Annotated in this window: 16 protein-coding genes; 8 read left to right on the forward strand and 8 right to left on the reverse strand. The window is 35.1% G+C overall.

The genetic code is table 11. The features are described from left to right. Positions 1-57 precede the first annotated feature (57 nt). On the reverse strand, positions 58-921 hold the full coding sequence (locus AC3IS6_RS01070; protein WP_489162924.1) for a M48 family metalloprotease: 864 nt from the start codon (positions 919-921) through the stop codon (positions 58-60). Between the two features lie 331 nt (positions 922-1,252). Between AC3IS6_RS01070 and lipA the strand changes: the two genes are divergently transcribed. From lipA to AC3IS6_RS01085, 3 genes are all read left to right on the forward strand, one after another. Beyond that, complete coding sequence (gene lipA / locus AC3IS6_RS01075) at positions 1,253-2,119, forward strand: lipoyl synthase (protein ID WP_047774095.1); 867 nt, start codon at positions 1,253-1,255, stop codon at positions 2,117-2,119. A 90-nt stretch (positions 2,120-2,209) separates the two neighbouring features. Continuing rightward, positions 2,210-3,208, forward strand: a complete 999-nt coding sequence (gene gap, locus AC3IS6_RS01080) for a type I glyceraldehyde-3-phosphate dehydrogenase (RefSeq protein WP_489162926.1) — start codon at positions 2,210-2,212, stop codon at positions 3,206-3,208. Positions 3,209-3,235: 27 nt separating this feature from the next. Continuing rightward, entirely contained in the window at positions 3,236-5,404 is a 2,169-nt protein-coding gene (locus AC3IS6_RS01085) for a tetratricopeptide repeat-containing hybrid sensor histidine kinase/response regulator (protein ID WP_489162928.1), read from the forward strand. A 13-nt stretch (positions 5,405-5,417) separates the two neighbouring features. Here AC3IS6_RS01085 and lpxK read toward each other — a convergent pair whose 3' ends face one another. Further along, positions 5,418-6,440: a tetraacyldisaccharide 4'-kinase gene (gene lpxK / locus AC3IS6_RS01090; protein WP_489162930.1), complete on the reverse strand. Its 1,023-nt coding sequence runs from the start codon at positions 6,438-6,440 to the stop codon at positions 5,418-5,420. 84 nt (positions 6,441-6,524) lie between these two features. On the opposite strand from lpxK, the gene AC3IS6_RS01095 reads away from it, so the two are divergent. From AC3IS6_RS01095 to rluF, 5 genes are all read left to right on the forward strand, one after another. Then, positions 6,525-7,619, forward strand: coding sequence for a Nif3-like dinuclear metal center hexameric protein (locus tag AC3IS6_RS01095; RefSeq protein ID WP_489162932.1), 1,095 nt, complete (start codon positions 6,525-6,527; stop codon positions 7,617-7,619). A gap of 3 nt (positions 7,620-7,622) precedes the next feature. Continuing rightward, positions 7,623-8,402 (forward strand): zinc ribbon domain-containing protein, encoded by a 780-nt coding sequence (locus tag AC3IS6_RS01100; protein ID WP_173964407.1) that lies wholly within the window; start codon positions 7,623-7,625, stop codon positions 8,400-8,402. Between the two features lie 194 nt (positions 8,403-8,596). Next, positions 8,597-9,451, forward strand: a complete 855-nt coding sequence (locus tag AC3IS6_RS01105; RefSeq protein ID WP_489162934.1) for an alpha/beta fold hydrolase — start codon at positions 8,597-8,599, stop codon at positions 9,449-9,451. Positions 9,452-9,552: 101 nt separating this feature from the next. Continuing rightward, positions 9,553-9,900, forward strand: coding sequence for an antibiotic biosynthesis monooxygenase family protein (locus tag AC3IS6_RS01110; RefSeq protein ID WP_489162936.1), 348 nt, complete (start codon positions 9,553-9,555; stop codon positions 9,898-9,900). 83 nt (positions 9,901-9,983) lie between these two features. Continuing rightward, entirely contained in the window at positions 9,984-10,796 is an 813-nt protein-coding gene (gene rluF, locus AC3IS6_RS01115; RefSeq protein ID WP_173964410.1) for a 23S rRNA pseudouridine(2604) synthase RluF, read from the forward strand. A gap of 106 nt (positions 10,797-10,902) precedes the next feature. Here rluF and AC3IS6_RS01120 read toward each other — a convergent pair whose 3' ends face one another. The 6 genes from AC3IS6_RS01120 to ffh all read right to left on the reverse strand — a co-directional run bounded on the left by AC3IS6_RS01120 (position 10,903) and on the right by ffh (position 17,424). After that, a complete protein-coding gene (locus tag AC3IS6_RS01120) occupies positions 10,903-11,829 on the reverse strand; it encodes a magnesium transporter CorA family protein (protein WP_489162939.1) in 927 nt (308 codons plus the stop codon). A gap of 194 nt (positions 11,830-12,023) precedes the next feature. Continuing rightward, positions 12,024-13,409, reverse strand: coding sequence for a DUF4153 domain-containing protein (locus AC3IS6_RS01125; RefSeq protein WP_489162941.1), 1,386 nt, complete (start codon positions 13,407-13,409; stop codon positions 12,024-12,026). A gap of 145 nt (positions 13,410-13,554) precedes the next feature. Further along, entirely contained in the window at positions 13,555-13,845 is a 291-nt protein-coding gene (locus tag AC3IS6_RS01130) for a winged helix-turn-helix domain-containing protein (protein WP_041519901.1), read from the reverse strand. An 8-nt stretch (positions 13,846-13,853) separates the two neighbouring features. Then, positions 13,854-14,471 (reverse strand): hypothetical protein, encoded by a 618-nt coding sequence (locus AC3IS6_RS01135; RefSeq protein ID WP_489162943.1) that lies wholly within the window; start codon positions 14,469-14,471, stop codon positions 13,854-13,856. Between the two features lie 586 nt (positions 14,472-15,057). Then, a complete protein-coding gene (locus AC3IS6_RS01140; protein WP_489162945.1) occupies positions 15,058-15,942 on the reverse strand; it encodes a bifunctional 5,10-methylenetetrahydrofolate dehydrogenase/5,10-methenyltetrahydrofolate cyclohydrolase in 885 nt (294 codons plus the stop codon). 129 nt (positions 15,943-16,071) lie between these two features. Further along, positions 16,072-17,424 carry a signal recognition particle protein gene (ffh, locus tag AC3IS6_RS01145; protein WP_173968312.1) on the reverse strand — a complete coding sequence of 451 codons (1,353 nt, stop codon included), beginning with the start codon at positions 17,422-17,424 and terminating at the stop codon, positions 16,072-16,074. Positions 17,425-17,510 lie beyond the last annotated feature (86 nt).

A 17,510-nucleotide genomic window follows, 5' to 3' on the forward strand; every position in this document is an offset into this window, starting at 1 on the left:
CAGCAAGCCCGACAGATTTTAAAAATCTGTCGGGCTTAGTTATTAGATTAAAAAAGATTATTTTTTCTTTTTAGCAGGTACTTTCTTAACTGGAGTTCCTTTTTTAGCCGGAGCAGTATTTACAATTTTTTGTTGCACATACGCTTTATATAAACCATCTTTCTCCGCTCTTTTCTTAGCATCTTCAGCTCTTTGTTTTGAATCCGGGTGTGAACTCATCATCTTATCAATAAATGATGCTTCATTTCCTTCGCTCATCTTAGCCAGAATTCTAAAAGCAGATTCTTCTGCATTTACATTATAACCATTCTTTTTCAGAAAATCGTAAGCAAACAAATCGGCTTCTGCCTCTTGTTTACGACTAAATTTACTATCAATAATAGCACTTCCGATTTTACCCAACTGACTGTCGGTAACACTTGCAATGGTTGCCGATTGCGAAGCAGCTCCTTCCAACAAAGCTTCTTTTCTATAGGCTGCTTTAATCGCATCCTGAGAGTCATGATTGGCTACGTGTCCAATTTCGTGACCAATTACCGCAAGCAGTTCATTGTCATCCATGATATCCATTAATCCCGAATATACACGTACACTTCCGTCAGCAGTTGCAAAAGCATTGACTTCTTTTAATTTATAAACTTTATAGTTTAACGTATATCCGTCCCCTTTTGTATATTTTCCAAAAACCCTGTTCAGTCTTACAGTGTAAGGATCGGTCGCAGCTGCAACTTCGTGTTCAGCATCCATTTTATCAACAGCAGCTTTTGATAAAGCAGCAGCATCAGCATTACTAAAAGTAAAACCACTAACTCCTTTTTGAACAGCACTCATCGCTTTTTCACCAAAATTAATCTGCGCATTTACTTTAGTAAATCCAAAAGCGGCAAACAAAACTCCCAATACTATAAATTTCTTTTTCATGTTTTATATGATTACAATTTAACAACAAATGTAGTACAAACCCAATTCCATTTTGATTCGCTTACCACTAATTTTTTAACAAATAAAGATATAAATTTTAAATGAGTAAAAATGAGCAGTCAATCAAAATCATTGCTCTTATTCCATTTGACAAACAAAAATCAGGCATTTCAATAAGCATCAATACTTTAAAAACAATAATTTAACACCCTCTCAAGATTATCACCAAAAGTGCCTTATAAAAACTCTGTGCACATCAATACCAAATTAAATCTTAAACGAATCTCCAAATAAACTACATTGCTTATCTTTGTACTTTGAATTTTGATATATGGAAACAGTCATTGAAAATATACCAACGGGAAAACCTAAATGGTTAAAGGTTAAACTCCCTATTGGACAAAAATATACTGAACTACGTGGTTTGGTTGATAAATATAGTCTAAACACTATTTGTACCTCCGGAAGCTGCCCAAATATGGGAGAATGCTGGGGCGAAGGTACAGCCACTTTTATGATTCTGGGAAATGTATGTACCCGTTCCTGCGGATTTTGCGGTGTAAAAACCGGACGCCCTGAAACGGTTGATTGGGACGAGCCTGAAAAAGTAGCCCGTTCTATCAAAATTATGAACATTAAACATGCCGTAATTACCAGTGTCGACAGAGATGATTTAAAAGATGGCGGATCTATTATTTGGATTGAAACAGTTAAAGCAATCCGAAGAATGAATCCGAATACTACTCTTGAAACTTTAATTCCGGATTTTCAGGGAATCGAAAGAAACATCGACCGAATTGTTGAGGCCAATCCTGAAGTAGTTTCACACAATGTTGAAACGGTCCGCCGTTTGACCCGTGAAGTACGTATTCAGGCCAAATACGATCGTAGTCTCGAGGTTTTACGCTACCTGAAAGAAAAGGGAATCAACAGAACCAAATCTGGAATTATGCTGGGTCTTGGAGAAACTGAAGAAGAAGTTTTTCAGACGATGACTGATTTACGAAATGCAAATGTTGACGTTGTTACTATTGGTCAATACCTACAGCCAAGTAAAAAACATTTGCCTGTAAAAGAATTTATAACGCCTGATCAGTTTGCTAAATATGAAAAGTTTGGCCTTGAATTAGGTTTCCGTCATGTAGAAAGCGGCCCACTGGTTCGTTCTTCTTACAAAGCACAAAAACACATTTTATAAAAAAGTCTAACCGTTTATTTGTTAAATCGTTTAATCATAAGTACGGTTAAACCAATCGACGATTAAACGATTTAACAAACAATCGAAAGCTTGAAAACAAGAATTGCTATAAACGGTTTTGGAAGAATCGGCCGAAATTTATTTCGCTTACTTTTAAACCACCCTGAAATTGAAGTAGTTGCCATCAACGACATCGCCGATAACAAAACCATGTCGCATTTAATAAAATACGACAGTATTCACGGAGTCTTACCCTTTAAAGTCAGTCATGACGAAGAAGGAATTATTGTTGACGGAAAACACTTTTTCTTTTTTCACGAAAAAAGCATTTCTAATCTGGACTGGAAACGTCACGACATCGATCTTGTAATTGAATCAACAGGAAAGTACAAAACGCACGAGGAATTAAACGCCCATATTGAAGTCGGTGCCAAAAAAGTAATTCTTTCGGCGCCATCAGAAGTTGACACCATCAAAACGGTAGTTTTAGGCGTTAATGAAACGATTCTGGACGGAAGCGAAAACATTGTTTCGAATGCGAGCTGTACTACAAACAATGCAGCTCCTATGATAAAGATTATTGATGAATTGTGTGGAATTGAACAAGCCTATATCACAACCATACACTCTTACACCACAGATCAGAGTCTTCACGACCAGCCACATAAGGACTTACGTCGTGCGAGAGGTGCAAGTCAGTCGATTGTTCCAACAACAACAGGTGCAGCTAAGGCATTAACAAAAATTTTCCCTAACTTGCATCATAAAATCGGAGGATGTGGAATTCGCGTTCCCGTTCCTGACGGTTCTTTAACCGATATCACATTTAATGTAAAACGCGCTGTTACGATTGAAGAAATAAATAAAGCATTTGAAGAAGCCTCAAAAACAAATTTAAAAGGAATATTAGATTACACTGAAGATCCAATTGTTTCAGTTGATGTAATTGGCAATACGCATTCGTGTTTGTTTGATGCTCAATTAACTTCGGTTATTGACAAAATGGTAAAAGTTGTGGGCTGGTACGATAACGAAATTGGCTACTCATCAAGATTGATCGATTTGATTTTACTAATAAGAAAAACTTAAAGATTCATTGTAAAAGCATAGCCATACATGAAACACTATCTTTTTATTGTTGTTTGTCTATTAAATTCGTTTTTGTACTCTCAGGCTAAAAAGAGTACAGACAGTGTCTTCTATTACAACAAATTAACAGACGCCAGTCTTAGCAATAAAAATTACAGTAAAGCTATTTTTTACACCAAAAAGTCCATTGACTTTTGCGAAACAAACGATAAAGCCGAAAACCTCGCGAATCAGACTTTTAAGCTTGGAAAGATTTATTACAGCCAAAAAAATTATGAAGAAGCCCTGAAAAACTTTCATCGAAGTGTTTTTCTATTTCAAAATATAAAACCAACCTGTACCAAGGCTCTGGCTTTACATTATATTGGCTTGACAAATACTGTAAAAGGCAATTACCAGGCAGCGGAAATCTATTACAAGAAAACCGAAGAGCTTTTAAACCAATTAAAAATTACAGATCCGGCCGAAGTATTAAGCTATCAGAAAGCGATAGCCTTAAAAAACAACAAAAATCTGCCCTTAGCAGCCCAATCTTTTCGAAAAATAACACAGGAAACAGACCTTCCGGCAAACATAAAAGCCAAAATCAATTCCTATTATCAACTTGGTTTAATTGAAACACAACTCAAACGAAATGATTCGGCTATTGTTTATTTCAACAATGCTTTAAGCTATAATGCCAAAACTAACAACCTGGCTCAAAAATCAAAAATCATCTTAGCGATCAGCCAGTACTACAGACAAAATAAAAATTTTGACCTTGCCTACTCCTATCTGGAAGAACATTATCAATTAGAGAATTACATCTTAAAATTAAAAAACAACAAAACGGATCGGAATGAATTTGAAAAATTCAAAAAGAACGAATCCTTAAAAGACAGTATTAAAAAGGAAAGCGAAGAAAAAATCCAGTTAAAAACCTATCGCTATTCTAAACTGGTGAGTATATTAGCGATTGCCCTAATTTCGATTTTGTCCCTTTTGAGTCTGGCTTTATACAAAAACAACATTATAAGAAATCAAAACAATTTACTTCTGAGAGAAAAAAACAAAGAGCTCATACTGGCCAAAAATAAAGCGGAAAAAGCATCGAAAGCGAGATCCGAATTTTTATCAACGGTAAGTCATGAACTGCGGACGCCATTAAACGCTATTAATGGAATTACCCACTTGTTACTCGAAGACAATCCTAAAAAAACACAATTAAAATATTTAGAATCGTTGAAATTCTCAGGAAATTACCTGACCACTTTTATCAATGAAATCCTGGAAATTAATAAAATCGATTCCACAAAAGTTGAAATAGAAAACATTAGCTTCAATCTTAAAGAATTACTCTTCAATATTCAGAGCTCTTTAAAGGAATTAGCGACAGCCAACAAAAACTACTTTAACCTTGAAATAGATGAAAGCATTCCCGATAATTTAATTGGAGATCCAACAAAACTGTCTCAGATCATTCTAAACTTAATCAACAATGCTTTAAAATTTACTCAAAACGGACATGTGAGTGTTATTGCAAAATTATTCGAACTGGAAGGCGACAATGCAACCGTTTATTTTGAGATTGTTGACACCGGAATTGGCATCCCCGAAGACAAGCTTCAAACTGTTTTTGAAAGCTTTTCGCAAGGGTCCATAGAAGTAAACAGAAAATACGGCGGAACCGGCCTCGGACTTACAATTGTCAAAAAACTAATCGAACTTTTGGGCGGAGAAATCAAACTAAAAAGTGAAGTTGGCAAAGGTTCAACTTTTACATTCAAATTAAACTTTAAGATTAACAAAGAGCAATTGAAAACTATTGAAGAAATAAAACCATATAACGATACGCAATTAAAGAACAAATCGATTCTACTGATTGAGGACAACAAAATCAATCAGATGATTACTCGAAAAATGCTGGAGAACAAAGACATTACCTGCGAAATTATCGACAATGGTGAGGATGCAGTTGAGCTTTTAAAAGTAAAACGATTTGATATGATCCTAATGGATGTTCACTTACCGGGAATCAACGGAACTACAGCTACAAAATTAATCAGAGAGTTCGACAAAACAACTCCGATTATAGCACTTACTGCTATTTCGCTTGATGAAAACAGAGATATGCTACTATCTTATGGCATGAACGACGTTATTACAAAACCATTTGTTCCAGACGAATTTTACAGCATTATATCCCGATTCTTCTAACGTCAATATTTTCTTAAGACGGTAAATTTGTTTTTACATACTCAAGAACGGTGGTGTCAAAATTTTGCTGGTGCTTGATAAATGTACTTTTGATAGGAAGGTAATACAAACCCGAAACCAATTTTGAATCTTTTAGACGTACATAATCTTTCTCGGTCGTAATAACCCTTTTATTCTGTGCCTTATTCTGAATTGTTTCTAAATCAGCATCCGAGAAATGATGATGATCCGGAAAAGTCAGGCATTCATCTTTTTCATTTTTTAAATAATCGAAAAACGGACTTGGTTTTGCAATTCCGGCTAAAAGTAATTTTGATTCTGATTTAACATTACTTACAGCCCTTTTCTCATCTTTACCATAAACAAAATCGTCATAATCAATAAAAGTAAAATAGAGTTGCTGGGAACATTTGAGCTTTAACTTTAATCTGATTTCCTCCTGTTTTTGCTCCGATAGCTCTTTTGGACATTTTGTGATCACCACAATATCAGCTCTTTTGGCTCCACTTCTACTCTCGCGAAGATTTCCAGATGGCAGCATAAAATCATCAGCATACAAATCATCAAAAGAACTTAATAAAATATAAAACCCGGCTTTTACTTTTCGGTGTTGGTAAGCGTCATCTAACAAAATCACCTGCGGTTTTTCAGTTTGCGAAAGCAATTGCGTGATTCCGTTTCTTCTATTGGCATCAACAGCTACCTGAATATTTGGGAATTTCTGATAAAACTGAAAGGGCTCATCACCCAAAATTTCAGCATTAGAAGTTTCACTGGCCAATACGTAACCTTCTGATTTTCGTTTGTAACCACGGCTTAAAGTAGCCACTTTATAACGATCTGATAATAATCGGATAAGATATTCTATTTGGGGTGTTTTACCTGTTCCGCCAACACTAAGATTTCCAACTGCAATAACCGGAATATCAAATGAAGTAGATTTTAAAATTCCTTTATCAAAAAGAAAATTTCTTACACTAGTAATCAATCCGTACAAAATCGCGAACGGGAAAAGTATTTTTCTAAGTACATTCATTTTACGAAAGTATAATATTTTTCGTTAATTTGTTTCAAGTTTACACCATAACCTGGAACTTGAAATCCGAAACAAAACTAAAAAATGAAAATCAAAGATATAATAGTAGTCCTGGAAGAAATGGCTCCTTTGGCTTATGCCGAAGATTTTGACAATGTAGGACTCCTAGTTGGCAATACCGAAACTGAAAGTACAGGAGTTTTAGTTTGCCACGATGCATTAGAATCTGTTATTGAGGAAGCAATTGCCAAAAATTGTAATCTGGTGGTTTGCTTTCACCCTATTTTATTCTCCGGAATTAAAAAAATCACAGGTAAAAATTATGTAGAACGTGCCATTTTAAAAGCAATCAAAAACGACATCGCGATTTATGCCGTCCATACGGCGTTAGACAACCATTCTCAAGGGGTTAATAAAATATTCTGTGATGCATTGGGCTTAATCAACACAAAGGTTCTGATTCCGAAACAAAATTTCATTCAAAAATTAGTCACCTATACCACTCCCGAAAATTCCGAAAAAGTTAGAAATGCAATGTTTGAGGCAGGTGCCGGAACGATTGGAAATTATGACAATTGCAGTTTTAACACAGAAGGCTTTTTTACTTTTCAGGGAAATGAAAACAGCAATCCGGTCATTGGAGAAAAAGGAAAATTACACACCGGAACCGAAATAAAAATTGAGGTTATTTTTGAAAAACATTTACAATCAAAAATTCTGAAAGCACTTTTTGCCCATCATATCTATGAAGAAGTTGCTTATGAAATTTACAACATACAAAACGCACATCAAACTATTGGACTGGGAATGATTGGCGAATTTGAAACAGAAATAAATGAAAAAGACTTTCTGCTTTTTGTAAAAGATAAGATGATTGCTGACGGAATTCGTCATTCAGCCTTTTTAGGCAAAAAAATCAAGAAAGTAGCCGTTTTGGGGGGCTCTGGGAGTTTCGCCATAAAAAATGCCATTCAAAGCGGAGCCGATGCTTTTTTAACTGCCGATTTAAAATACCATCAGTTTTATGAAGCTGAAAATCGTCTACTTTTAGCCGATATTGGTCATTTTGAGAGCGAACGGTATACAAAAAACTATATTGTTGATTATCTTCGAAAAAAAATCCTTAATTTTGCAATCATTTTATCAGAAGAAAATACAAATCCAGTTAAGTACTTATAGAATATGGCGAATACGAAAGAATTAAGTGTTGAGGACAAGTTAAGAGCAATATACGATTTACAGCTTATTGACTCCCGAATTGACGAAATCAGAAACGTAAGAGGAGAACTTCCTTTAGAAGTAGAGGATTTAGAGGATGAAGTTGCAGGTTTAAGCACGCGTTCAGAGAAACTGAAAAGTGAACTTGAAGTGATTGAGGATCTTATCAAAGCAAAGAAAAACGCTATTGATGAGCACAAAGAGGTTATCAAAAAATACACAAAACAACAAGAATCAGTTCGTAATAACAGAGAATTTAATTCTTTGACTAAAGAGGTTGAATTTCAGGAATTAGAAATTCAATTGGCTGAAAAGCAAATCAAAGAAATGAAAGCTTCTATCGAACATAAAAAAGAAGTTATTTCTAATTTAAAAGAAAAACTTGACGCAAAAAGTTCTCATTTAAAACATAAAAAATCTGAACTAGATGCAATTATGTCTGAAACTCAAAAAGAAGAAATCTTCTTAACAGAGAAGTCTGCTGAGTATTCAGGTCAAATTGAAGAAAGATTATTAGCTGCTTATGTAAGAATCAGAAGTAGTGTTCGTAACGGTTTGGCAGTTGTATCTATCGAAAGAGGAGCTTCAGCAGGATCATTCTTTACAATTCCACCACAAACTCAGGTGGAAATTGCTTCAAGAAAGAAAATCATTACTGATGAGCACTCTGGAAGAATTTTAGTTGACAGCGCATTAGCTGAAGAAGAAAAAGAAAAAATGGAACAATTGTTCTCTAAATTCTAAATACAAGTCCCGATCCAATCGGGACTTTTTTTTGCCGCTAAACGGCATTTTTTCTCGCCACGAATTACACAAATTTCGCCAATTTCTCTTTTAACACATTAAAGAATAAAAATTCGTGGTAAATTTGTGTAATTCGTGGCGAAGCTTTTTTAGATCGATTCCCGAATATTATTTTTATCACTAAATTATTTGTTTTGGGAATTAAAAAAGGAATACGTTTTATCACATTAAAATCGGTCGGATCTTATATTAACTTTTTAAGTTACGTTCGCCCACAAAAAGCCGTTGAGCTTTCTTATGCACTTTTCAGTCAGCCCAGAATTGGGAGACTACAGAAGGACAGCCTGCCCAAAGTATTAAAAAACACAGAAACAGAAACATTTCACCATAACGAACATCATTTTCAAACCTATATCTGGAAAGGTAACGAAACCAAAATATTGCTTGTTCACGGCTGGGAAAGTAATGCTTCCCGCTGGAAAAAAACGTTACCACACCTACAAAAATCAGGAAGTACCATTATTGCGATTGATGCTCCTGCTCACGGACAAAGCAGCGGTAAAGAATTTAATGTTCCGCTTTATGCCGAATTTATCAATAAGGCTGTAGAAAAATACCAGCCCACCATTATTATCGGTCATTCTATTGGAGGTGCTGCCTGTATTTACCATCAATACTTGTTTCCCAACACCAGTATAAATAAAATGGTCATTCTTGGTGCTCCATCTGACCTAAAAACACTGATTGATAATTATATCTCAATGTTAAGTTTAAATACCAAAATGTTTACGCTTTTAGAAGGCAAATTCATGAATCGCTTCAATTTTAAACTCGAAGATTTCTCAGGACAACGCTTTGCCTCCCAATTTAATGTTTCGGGTTTAATCGCACACGACACTTCAGATAAGATCGTCGCTTTTGAAGAAGGAAAAAAAATTGCCAGCAATTGGAAAAACAGTCAGTTTATTGAAACTAAAGGCCTCGGCCACGGAATGCATGACGACGAATTGTATCAAAAGGTTATTGAGTTTTTGTTTTCTGCTGAATAAAGGTTCAGAGGCACAAAGGCTTATTTAAGATCCTAAGTCGCTAAAAATCTCAGATCAAAGCCAAACAATCTAAAAATCCAACCATCTAAAAATCTAAAAAAATGATCGCTGTAATTTTCGAAGTAATTCCGAATGAAGGAAAAAAAGAAGAATATCTGAATATTGCTGCAAGTCTGCGTCCCGAATTGGACCATATTGAAGGCTTTATTTCGATAGAAAGATTTCAGAGTTTTAGTGACCCCGGGAAAGTTTTGTCCTTGTCATTTTGGAAGAATGAAGAAAGCATTCAACAATGGAGAAATCTTGAAATGCATCGTCATGCGCAAGTAAAGGGACGAAATGAAGTTTTTAAAGATTATCACTTACGGATTGCCTCAGTAGTTCGCGATTACGGGATGTTTGACCGCAAAGAAACACCTTCAGATAGTTCGGATTTTCATGCTGGCTAGAAAGGTTCAGAGGCTCTAAGGTTAAACAGCAATCTAATAATCTAAGAAGTCCAAGAAGTCTAAATTTTGACTACTTTTGCAATATGGAAGAGAATTTAAAACGTCTGAATAAATTTATAGGAGAAACTGGGTACTGTTCTCGTCGTGAAGCCGATAAACTTATTGAAGAAGGACGTGTAACAATAAATGGTGTCGTACCGGAAATGGGAACAAAAGTTTCACCCGATGACGAAGTACGCATTGATGGAAAACTAATTGTAGAAAAGCACGAAAAAATGGTGTATTTAGCATTCAACAAACCTGTTGGAATTGAATGCACCACCAATCTCGAGGTTCGAAATAATATTGTAGATTACATTAATTACCCTAAACGTATTTTCCCAATTGGGCGTCTGGATAAAGCGAGTGAAGGATTGATTTTTATGACGAATGACGGTGATATTGTCAACAAAATTCTGCGCGCCAGAAACAACCACGAAAAAGAATATACTGTAACGGTTAACAAACCTATTACAGATCGTTTTATTCAGCGAATGGGAAATGGTGTTCCAATTTTAGACACTGTTACCCGAAAATGTAAAGTAGAACAAATCAGCAAATACACTTTCAAAATTATTCTGACACAAGGTCTAAACCGTCAGATTCGTAGAATGTGCGAGTATTTAGGATATGATGTAACGGCTTTAAAACGTATCCGAATTATCAATATTTCACTGGATATTCCGGTGGGGCGTTACCGCGATCTGACTGATGGCGAAATTAAAGAACTAAATCGTTTAATTGAACCTTCCAGTAAAACAGAGGAAGCGAGTTTGCCAAAAGAAGAAGCTCCGAGACGAAGAACAGAATTCATCTCTAAACACGATCCCCGATTTAAGAAAAAAGGAGATTATTAAACAGATAAAAAAAATCCCATTGTATATAAGTAATGGGATTTTTTTTATCTGTATTTTTTATATGTCAAAAAATGATGTTGCTATGTATTTTATAGCAAACACAGTATCAAAACCATCTTCTTCTTTTAAATAGAAATGCCCCGCAAGAAGACAAAATAACAGATATAAAAAGCAAAATCCAAAAACCGAACTTGCTTTCTTCCAAACCATTTGGTACGTTCATTCCGTACAAACTGGCTATCAAAGTAGGAATCATTAGAATAATAGAAATCGAAGTCATTTGCTTCATAATGTTATTCATGTTATTAGAAATCACCGAAGCATAGGCATCCATCATTCCCGTCAAAATATTACTGTAAATATTAGCGGTATCCTGTGCCTGACTTAATTCGATATCTACGTCTTCCAGCAAATCAGGATCAAAATGCTCTCTGTGCGCTTTTAGATTTTTAATTCTATGAAATAAAACATCGTTCCCTTTTAAAGAAGTAATAAAAAACACCAAACATTTTTCGATTTGCAAAAGTGCCTGCAACTCTTGATTTTTAATTGATTTCTCCAGATTATCCTCGGCCAGTTTTATCTTTTGATTGATTTGCTTCAGATATTTTAAATACCAAACACTGGATGACAATAACAATCTTAAAACCAAATCGAAGTTATCTTTTATAGGTATGTTTTTTCTTTTGGTGTATTGTACAAAATCAGAAATGATTTGTGTTTCATAAAAACTAATAGTGACACAAACATCTTCTTTAAAAATCAAACCCATCGGAATAGTCTGAAAAGGAAGTTTAACATCATTACTTTTTATAGGTACGCGCATGATAAACAAATTCCAACCATCTTCAGACTCCATACGAGGTCTTTCATCAATATCTTCGATATCATTATAAAAGGCTTCAGGAATTTGAAGTTCGTCCAGTAAATACTTTTTTTCAGTTTCTGTTGGAGATTCAATGCTGATCCAGCAGTTTGGAGTCCATTCCTGAGTCTCGATTAATCCGTTATTGTTTTTGTAAAAGGCTTTCATTTCAAAATTGCAGGGGTTATTGTAGCAATTTGAAAAAATTCAAAAGCTACTTTAATTAAATACTAACGAATCATAATCGTCCATTGGAGAAGTTTTTTTTTAAGTGCTGCAAAAGTATCCTTTATTTTTATAACCAAAAACAATTGGAGATTAAAAAACCGCCTTAATAACATAATTAAGACGGTTTTTGTCAACTATTTAGTATTCACAAATTCATAATAGAGCGCTTTCGACAGAAAAGGATCATTCTTGTGGTCTTCTACACGATTCTCTTCCAGATAACCCTGTCCTTCACCAACAATATTTATGGTTGAAAAGTAAGCATTACGGCTTTCATCATTAAAATGCAAACTCCTTAAAAACCTTGGTTCGACTCCTTTATTTACCGAAACATTATAGTTTGTAATTAGATTTCCCCAATTCACAAAACTGCACAACAGTATTGTTCCATAAAAGCACCAGACCATTTGATTGAAGAGATAGGCATTTGTTTTTTGTCGGGTGATTTTTAAAAATGTAAAAATCAAACCCATTACCGCCAGAATCAGAAAAGCATAAACTCCCAATCTTTTATAAGTCAACCCGAAGAATGAAACATACTCTGAATTTTTAATAATGGTGCTAACAATCAAAACACCGTTTAAGACAATCCATATTTTTGCCAATTTTTTGAGATGAGTTGCTCTTTTATCAAAATTAAATCCTCCTTTAAAATAGAACAGTATCACTCCAACAGCCATAATAATCGAAAAGATTACGGCATTTACTCTTTCATGAGTCGCTGAGCTGAGCTTAGAGGTCTCAACCGTTTCAAAAAATTGCTCGTAATTGTATGTAATTATAAAAACCAGAAGCATGAAATTTAACAAGACTAATGTAATCTCACCGCTCTTTCTTTCAAAATCTAAATCCAGAAACGAAAATGTCTGCTGGTTTTTGATTTCGCTGATGTTGTTAAATTCATTATCCAAAAGTTCATTTTTTTCATAACATACTTCAGGAACCCAATAATTCCAAAAACTAAATGAAATGTAAAACCCTAAAGTTCCGATCAGGATGAGTTCAAAAATATTAAGATCTAAAGTATAATCCGTCAGCAGGGACGAAAAATGCTCGCTCCCAAAAGAATAAGCAGTAAAAAATACGGCAAGGAAAATCAGGGGAATAACAACATAAGCCACAAGTTTCTTTGCAAAATTGTTGTGGATTTTTTGTTCCGGAAGCCATTGGCTGAACATAAAAACACGTCCTAAAGTGGCAAACGCATTTAAAAACACAAGCGGAAAAATCTGAATTATTTTAAGTTCCGGATCCTGTACTCTGAAATGCAAAAATAAAATGGACATTGAAAGTGCCAAAAATGATGCAAAATCTCCATACCAGGCAAAAGCCAGACAAGATAAGACCGACGTTACTACCAGAATCAAATGTGATCGTTCGGTAAACCTGTCCTGAAAAAAATAACAGATCAGTCCGATAAATAATAATCCAAAAATAGCGAGGTTAACGCCCATTGCTTCATTGTAAAAAAGCAGTATAAAAATTAAACTGCAGGCTGGGATAATTTGATGTTTTTTCATAAGTATTGCGTTAAATTAATAGTATTTCAATAGGTTATCATCCGTTCTTTATTGGTTTTGTTTTACTTTTTTTATGGTGATTTTATCATTTCAAATTAAAAAGTACTTTGCATTTCAAAGTATTTAGATAAAAAAAATAGAGTTGTTACGATTTCATCAATTTTTCAAGATAAGAAAGGTGCTCTTTGAAAGCCGCGCGTCCTCTGGGTGTTACCTGATAAGACGTCTTAGGTTTTTTACCAACAAATTCTTTTTTTACCTCGATATATTCTGCTTTCTCAAGCGCTGAGGAATGACTTGCTAAATTTCCATCTGTAATATTTAAAAGGTTCTTCATCTCAGTAAAATCCACCCACTCGTTTACCATCAGAATGGACATTATCCCCAATCTGACACGGCTTTCAAAATCTTTATTTAATTTGTCAATAATTCCCATGAAATGGATTATTTATATTTTTTGAACATTATTAATCCGTACAAGATATGCAAAATACCAAATCCAATGATCCAAAAAACCAAACCATATCCAATAAAAAAAAGAGAAATAAATCCTAGAACTAACTCACAAAAACCCAAATATTTAATATCTGAAAAAGTATACTTTTCAGCATTTATCAAGGCTAGTCCATAAAAAATTAAAGTAGCCGGTGCAATTAAGCCAAAAATCTGATGATAAATCAACGCCAGACAAAATATGCCACCCGCCAATAATGGAACTGCCAGATTAAAAAGCATGTTTTTAGTAGCTGAAGTCCAAATAGGTAAATCGTACTTCCTGCTTTTTCTAACCGTAAAAAACAGACCGAAGCTAAAAGCAAAAACTAGAATAATCAAACCTATAAAGACCAATTCTGAAACTAAGTCAACAGAATATTGCTGCTCATAGTCTCCACCAAAATACTCAAGTCCGTTTGCTTTAAATAATTGATAAACATATAATCCACCAATCAAAGCAGAAAGTCCTGCAAATACCCCCGAGAGTCCGCTTAATGATATAAATCTTGAAGAACGCTCCATCATGGAACGAATATGTGCTAAATCTTCTTGGTGCTTCTGATTCATAAATAAAGTACTTTGAAGCACAAAGTTATATTTTATTTTGAATTAACCATTCTAAAATGATCTTTTTTTACTTTTTTTTTGATCAAAATTGCAACTTTATAAAACATGTGTAGTCCCTACGGGACATTTTTCCGTATGAATCTTATTTATTTCTACAGATATGTGACTCCTAACGGAGTTTAATATCGTAGAGAATAAATAACGATAGCAACAACAGATAACATACCTTTTTTCCTCCCGATGTCTGACTCGTAGAGGAATTTAATATCGTAGAGACTAAAGAAAGAACCATAGCAACAACAGTCAACATACCTTTTTCTGCCGATATCTGACTTCTTACGGAGTTTATACCGCAGAGAGTAAATGATGATGACACAACAGCCAATACAACATTTTTTCTACATTAACATTATACTCCGGAAAAAGCTTATCCCGTAGGGATCAAATAAAGGTAACACAGTAACTAACCTGACTCGCCTTGTCCCGTAGGGACAACACCTTGGGATTCTAACAATAACTTCACCCTATCCCAAAAAAAAGCCCGTTCTCTCGAACAGGCTTTTATCTAAAATTTATTTCTACACTATTAATTTTTAGCGCTTCGCATCTTTCTTGCTAAAAGTGTATTTTTAAGTAGCATAGCGATTGTCATTGGTCCTACTCCACCAGGAACAGGTGTGATAAATGATGCTTTTTTACTTACACCATCAAAATCAACATCACCGGTAATAACATACCCTTTTGGACTTGAAGTATCCTCAACTCTTGTAATCCCAACATCAATCACCACTACTCCATCTTTTACCATGTCGGCTTTCAAGTAATTCGGAACTCCTAATGCAGTGATAATAATATCTGCGCTTCTCGTATATTCTTCAATGTTTTGAGTTCTGCTATGTGTTAGCGTAACCGTCGAATCTCCCGGATTTCCTTTGCGGCTCATTAAAAGACTCATTGGTCGACCAACGATATGACTTCTACCAATAACAACAGTGTGTTTTCCTGCAGTTTCAATGTTGTAACGCTCCAACAATTGCATAATTCCAAATGGTGTTGCAGGAATGAAGCTATCCATCTCTAAAGCCATTTTTCCAAAGTTAGCAGGATGAAAACCATCCACATCTTTATCCGGATCGATCGCCATCAAAATCTTTTGTTCACTGATGTGTTTTGGCAAAGGCAACTGTACGATAAAACCGTCCAGGTTATCATCTTCATTCAGTTCTTTAATTTTATCCAGTAGCTCTGTTTCAGTAATTGTTTCGGGTAAACTCACCAAAGTCGAATCAAAGCCTATTTGCTGGCAAGATCTCACTTTACTTCCTACGTAAGTTAAACTTGCTCCATCAGTTCCAACGATTACTGCTGCCAAGTGAGGAACTTTCCCTCCGGCATCTTTTATCGATTGAACTTCGGCTGCAATTTCGTTTTTAATGTCTTCAGCTGTTTTTTTACCGTCTAGTAGTTGCATTGTTTATTTTAGTTTCAGATTTAAAGTTTCCGGTTTCGCATTAAAAGCGAAACACATATTTATATTAATCAAAAAAGTTTCAAGTTTTAGTTTCACAACCTGAAACTTTAAACTTGAAACTCTTTTATTTTATCTCGGCATTCCTCCCGGCATTCCTTTCATTCCGCCCATCATCTTCATCAGATTTTTTCCGCCCGGACCCTGCATCATCTTCATCATCTTACTCATTTGGTCGAACTGCTTCATTAACTGATTCACCTGCTCGACTTTGGTTCCGGAACCTTTAGCGATTCTGGCTTTTCTTTTTACGTCGATAATCGAAGGTTTGCTTCTTTCTATCGGGGTCATCGAGTGAATGATTGCCTCAATATGTTTAAACGCATCATCTTCTATCTCTACATCTTTCATGGCTTTTGAAGCACCCGGTATCATTCCAACCAGATCTTTCATATTACCCATTTTCTTCACCTGCTGAATTTGAGTAAGGAAATCATCAAAACCAAATTCGTTCTTAGCGATTTTCTTTTGAAGTTTTCTGGCTTCTTCTTCATCAAATTGTTCCTGTGCTCTTTCTACAAGCGACACAACGTCACCCATACCTAAGATACGCTCGGCCATACGATCCGGATAGAAAACATCAATTGCTTCCATCTTCTCACCTGTACCTACAAATTTGATTGGCTTGTTTACAACCGATTTAATCGAAATTGCAGCTCCACCACGTGTATCACCGTCTAATTTTGTTAAAATAACTCCATCAAAATTCAGGATATCATTGAAGGCTTTTGCTGTATTTACAGCATCTTGTCCTGTCATGGCATCCACCACAAACAAAGTTTCCTGAGGCTGAATCGCTTTATGAACACGAGCAATTTCATCCATCATTTCCTGATCTACCGCCAAACGACCTGCCGTATCGACAATCACGACATTAAAACCGTTTGCTTTTGCATGTTTAATTGCGTTTTGAGCAATTTCAACAGGATTTTTATTTTCCGGCTCTGAGTAAACCTCAACACCAATTTGATCTCCCACAACATGTAACTGATTGATCGCCGCAGGACGGTAGATATCACACGCTACTAAAAGTGGATTTTTATTTTTCTTTGTCTTTAAGAAATTAGCCAGTTTCCCTGAAAAAGTTGTTTTTCCTGAACCCTGGAGTCCTGACATTAAAATAACTGAAGGATTTCCGGAAAGATTAACACCAGCAACATCACCACCCATTAATTCGGTAAGTTCATCTTTAACCAACTTTACCAACAATTGTCCTGGCTGAAGCGTGGTTAATACATCCTGACCAATTGCTTTTTCTTTTACTTTGGTAGTAAAATCTTTAGCAATTTTAAAGTTAACATCGGCGTCAAGTAAGGCACGACGAACTTCTTTTAAAGTATCGGCAACGTTTACTTCTGTAATTTTACCGTGTCCTTTTAATATATGGAAGGCTTTATCTAACTTATCACTTAAATTATCAAACATACTTTTTTCTTTATTTGAAGTGCAAAGATAATCTAATTAGACATTTCAGGCAATTTTTATTTAAGGACAAAGAGCGTTTTGATTTT

Source organism: Flavobacterium sp. KH_035, from assembly GCF_057839565.1.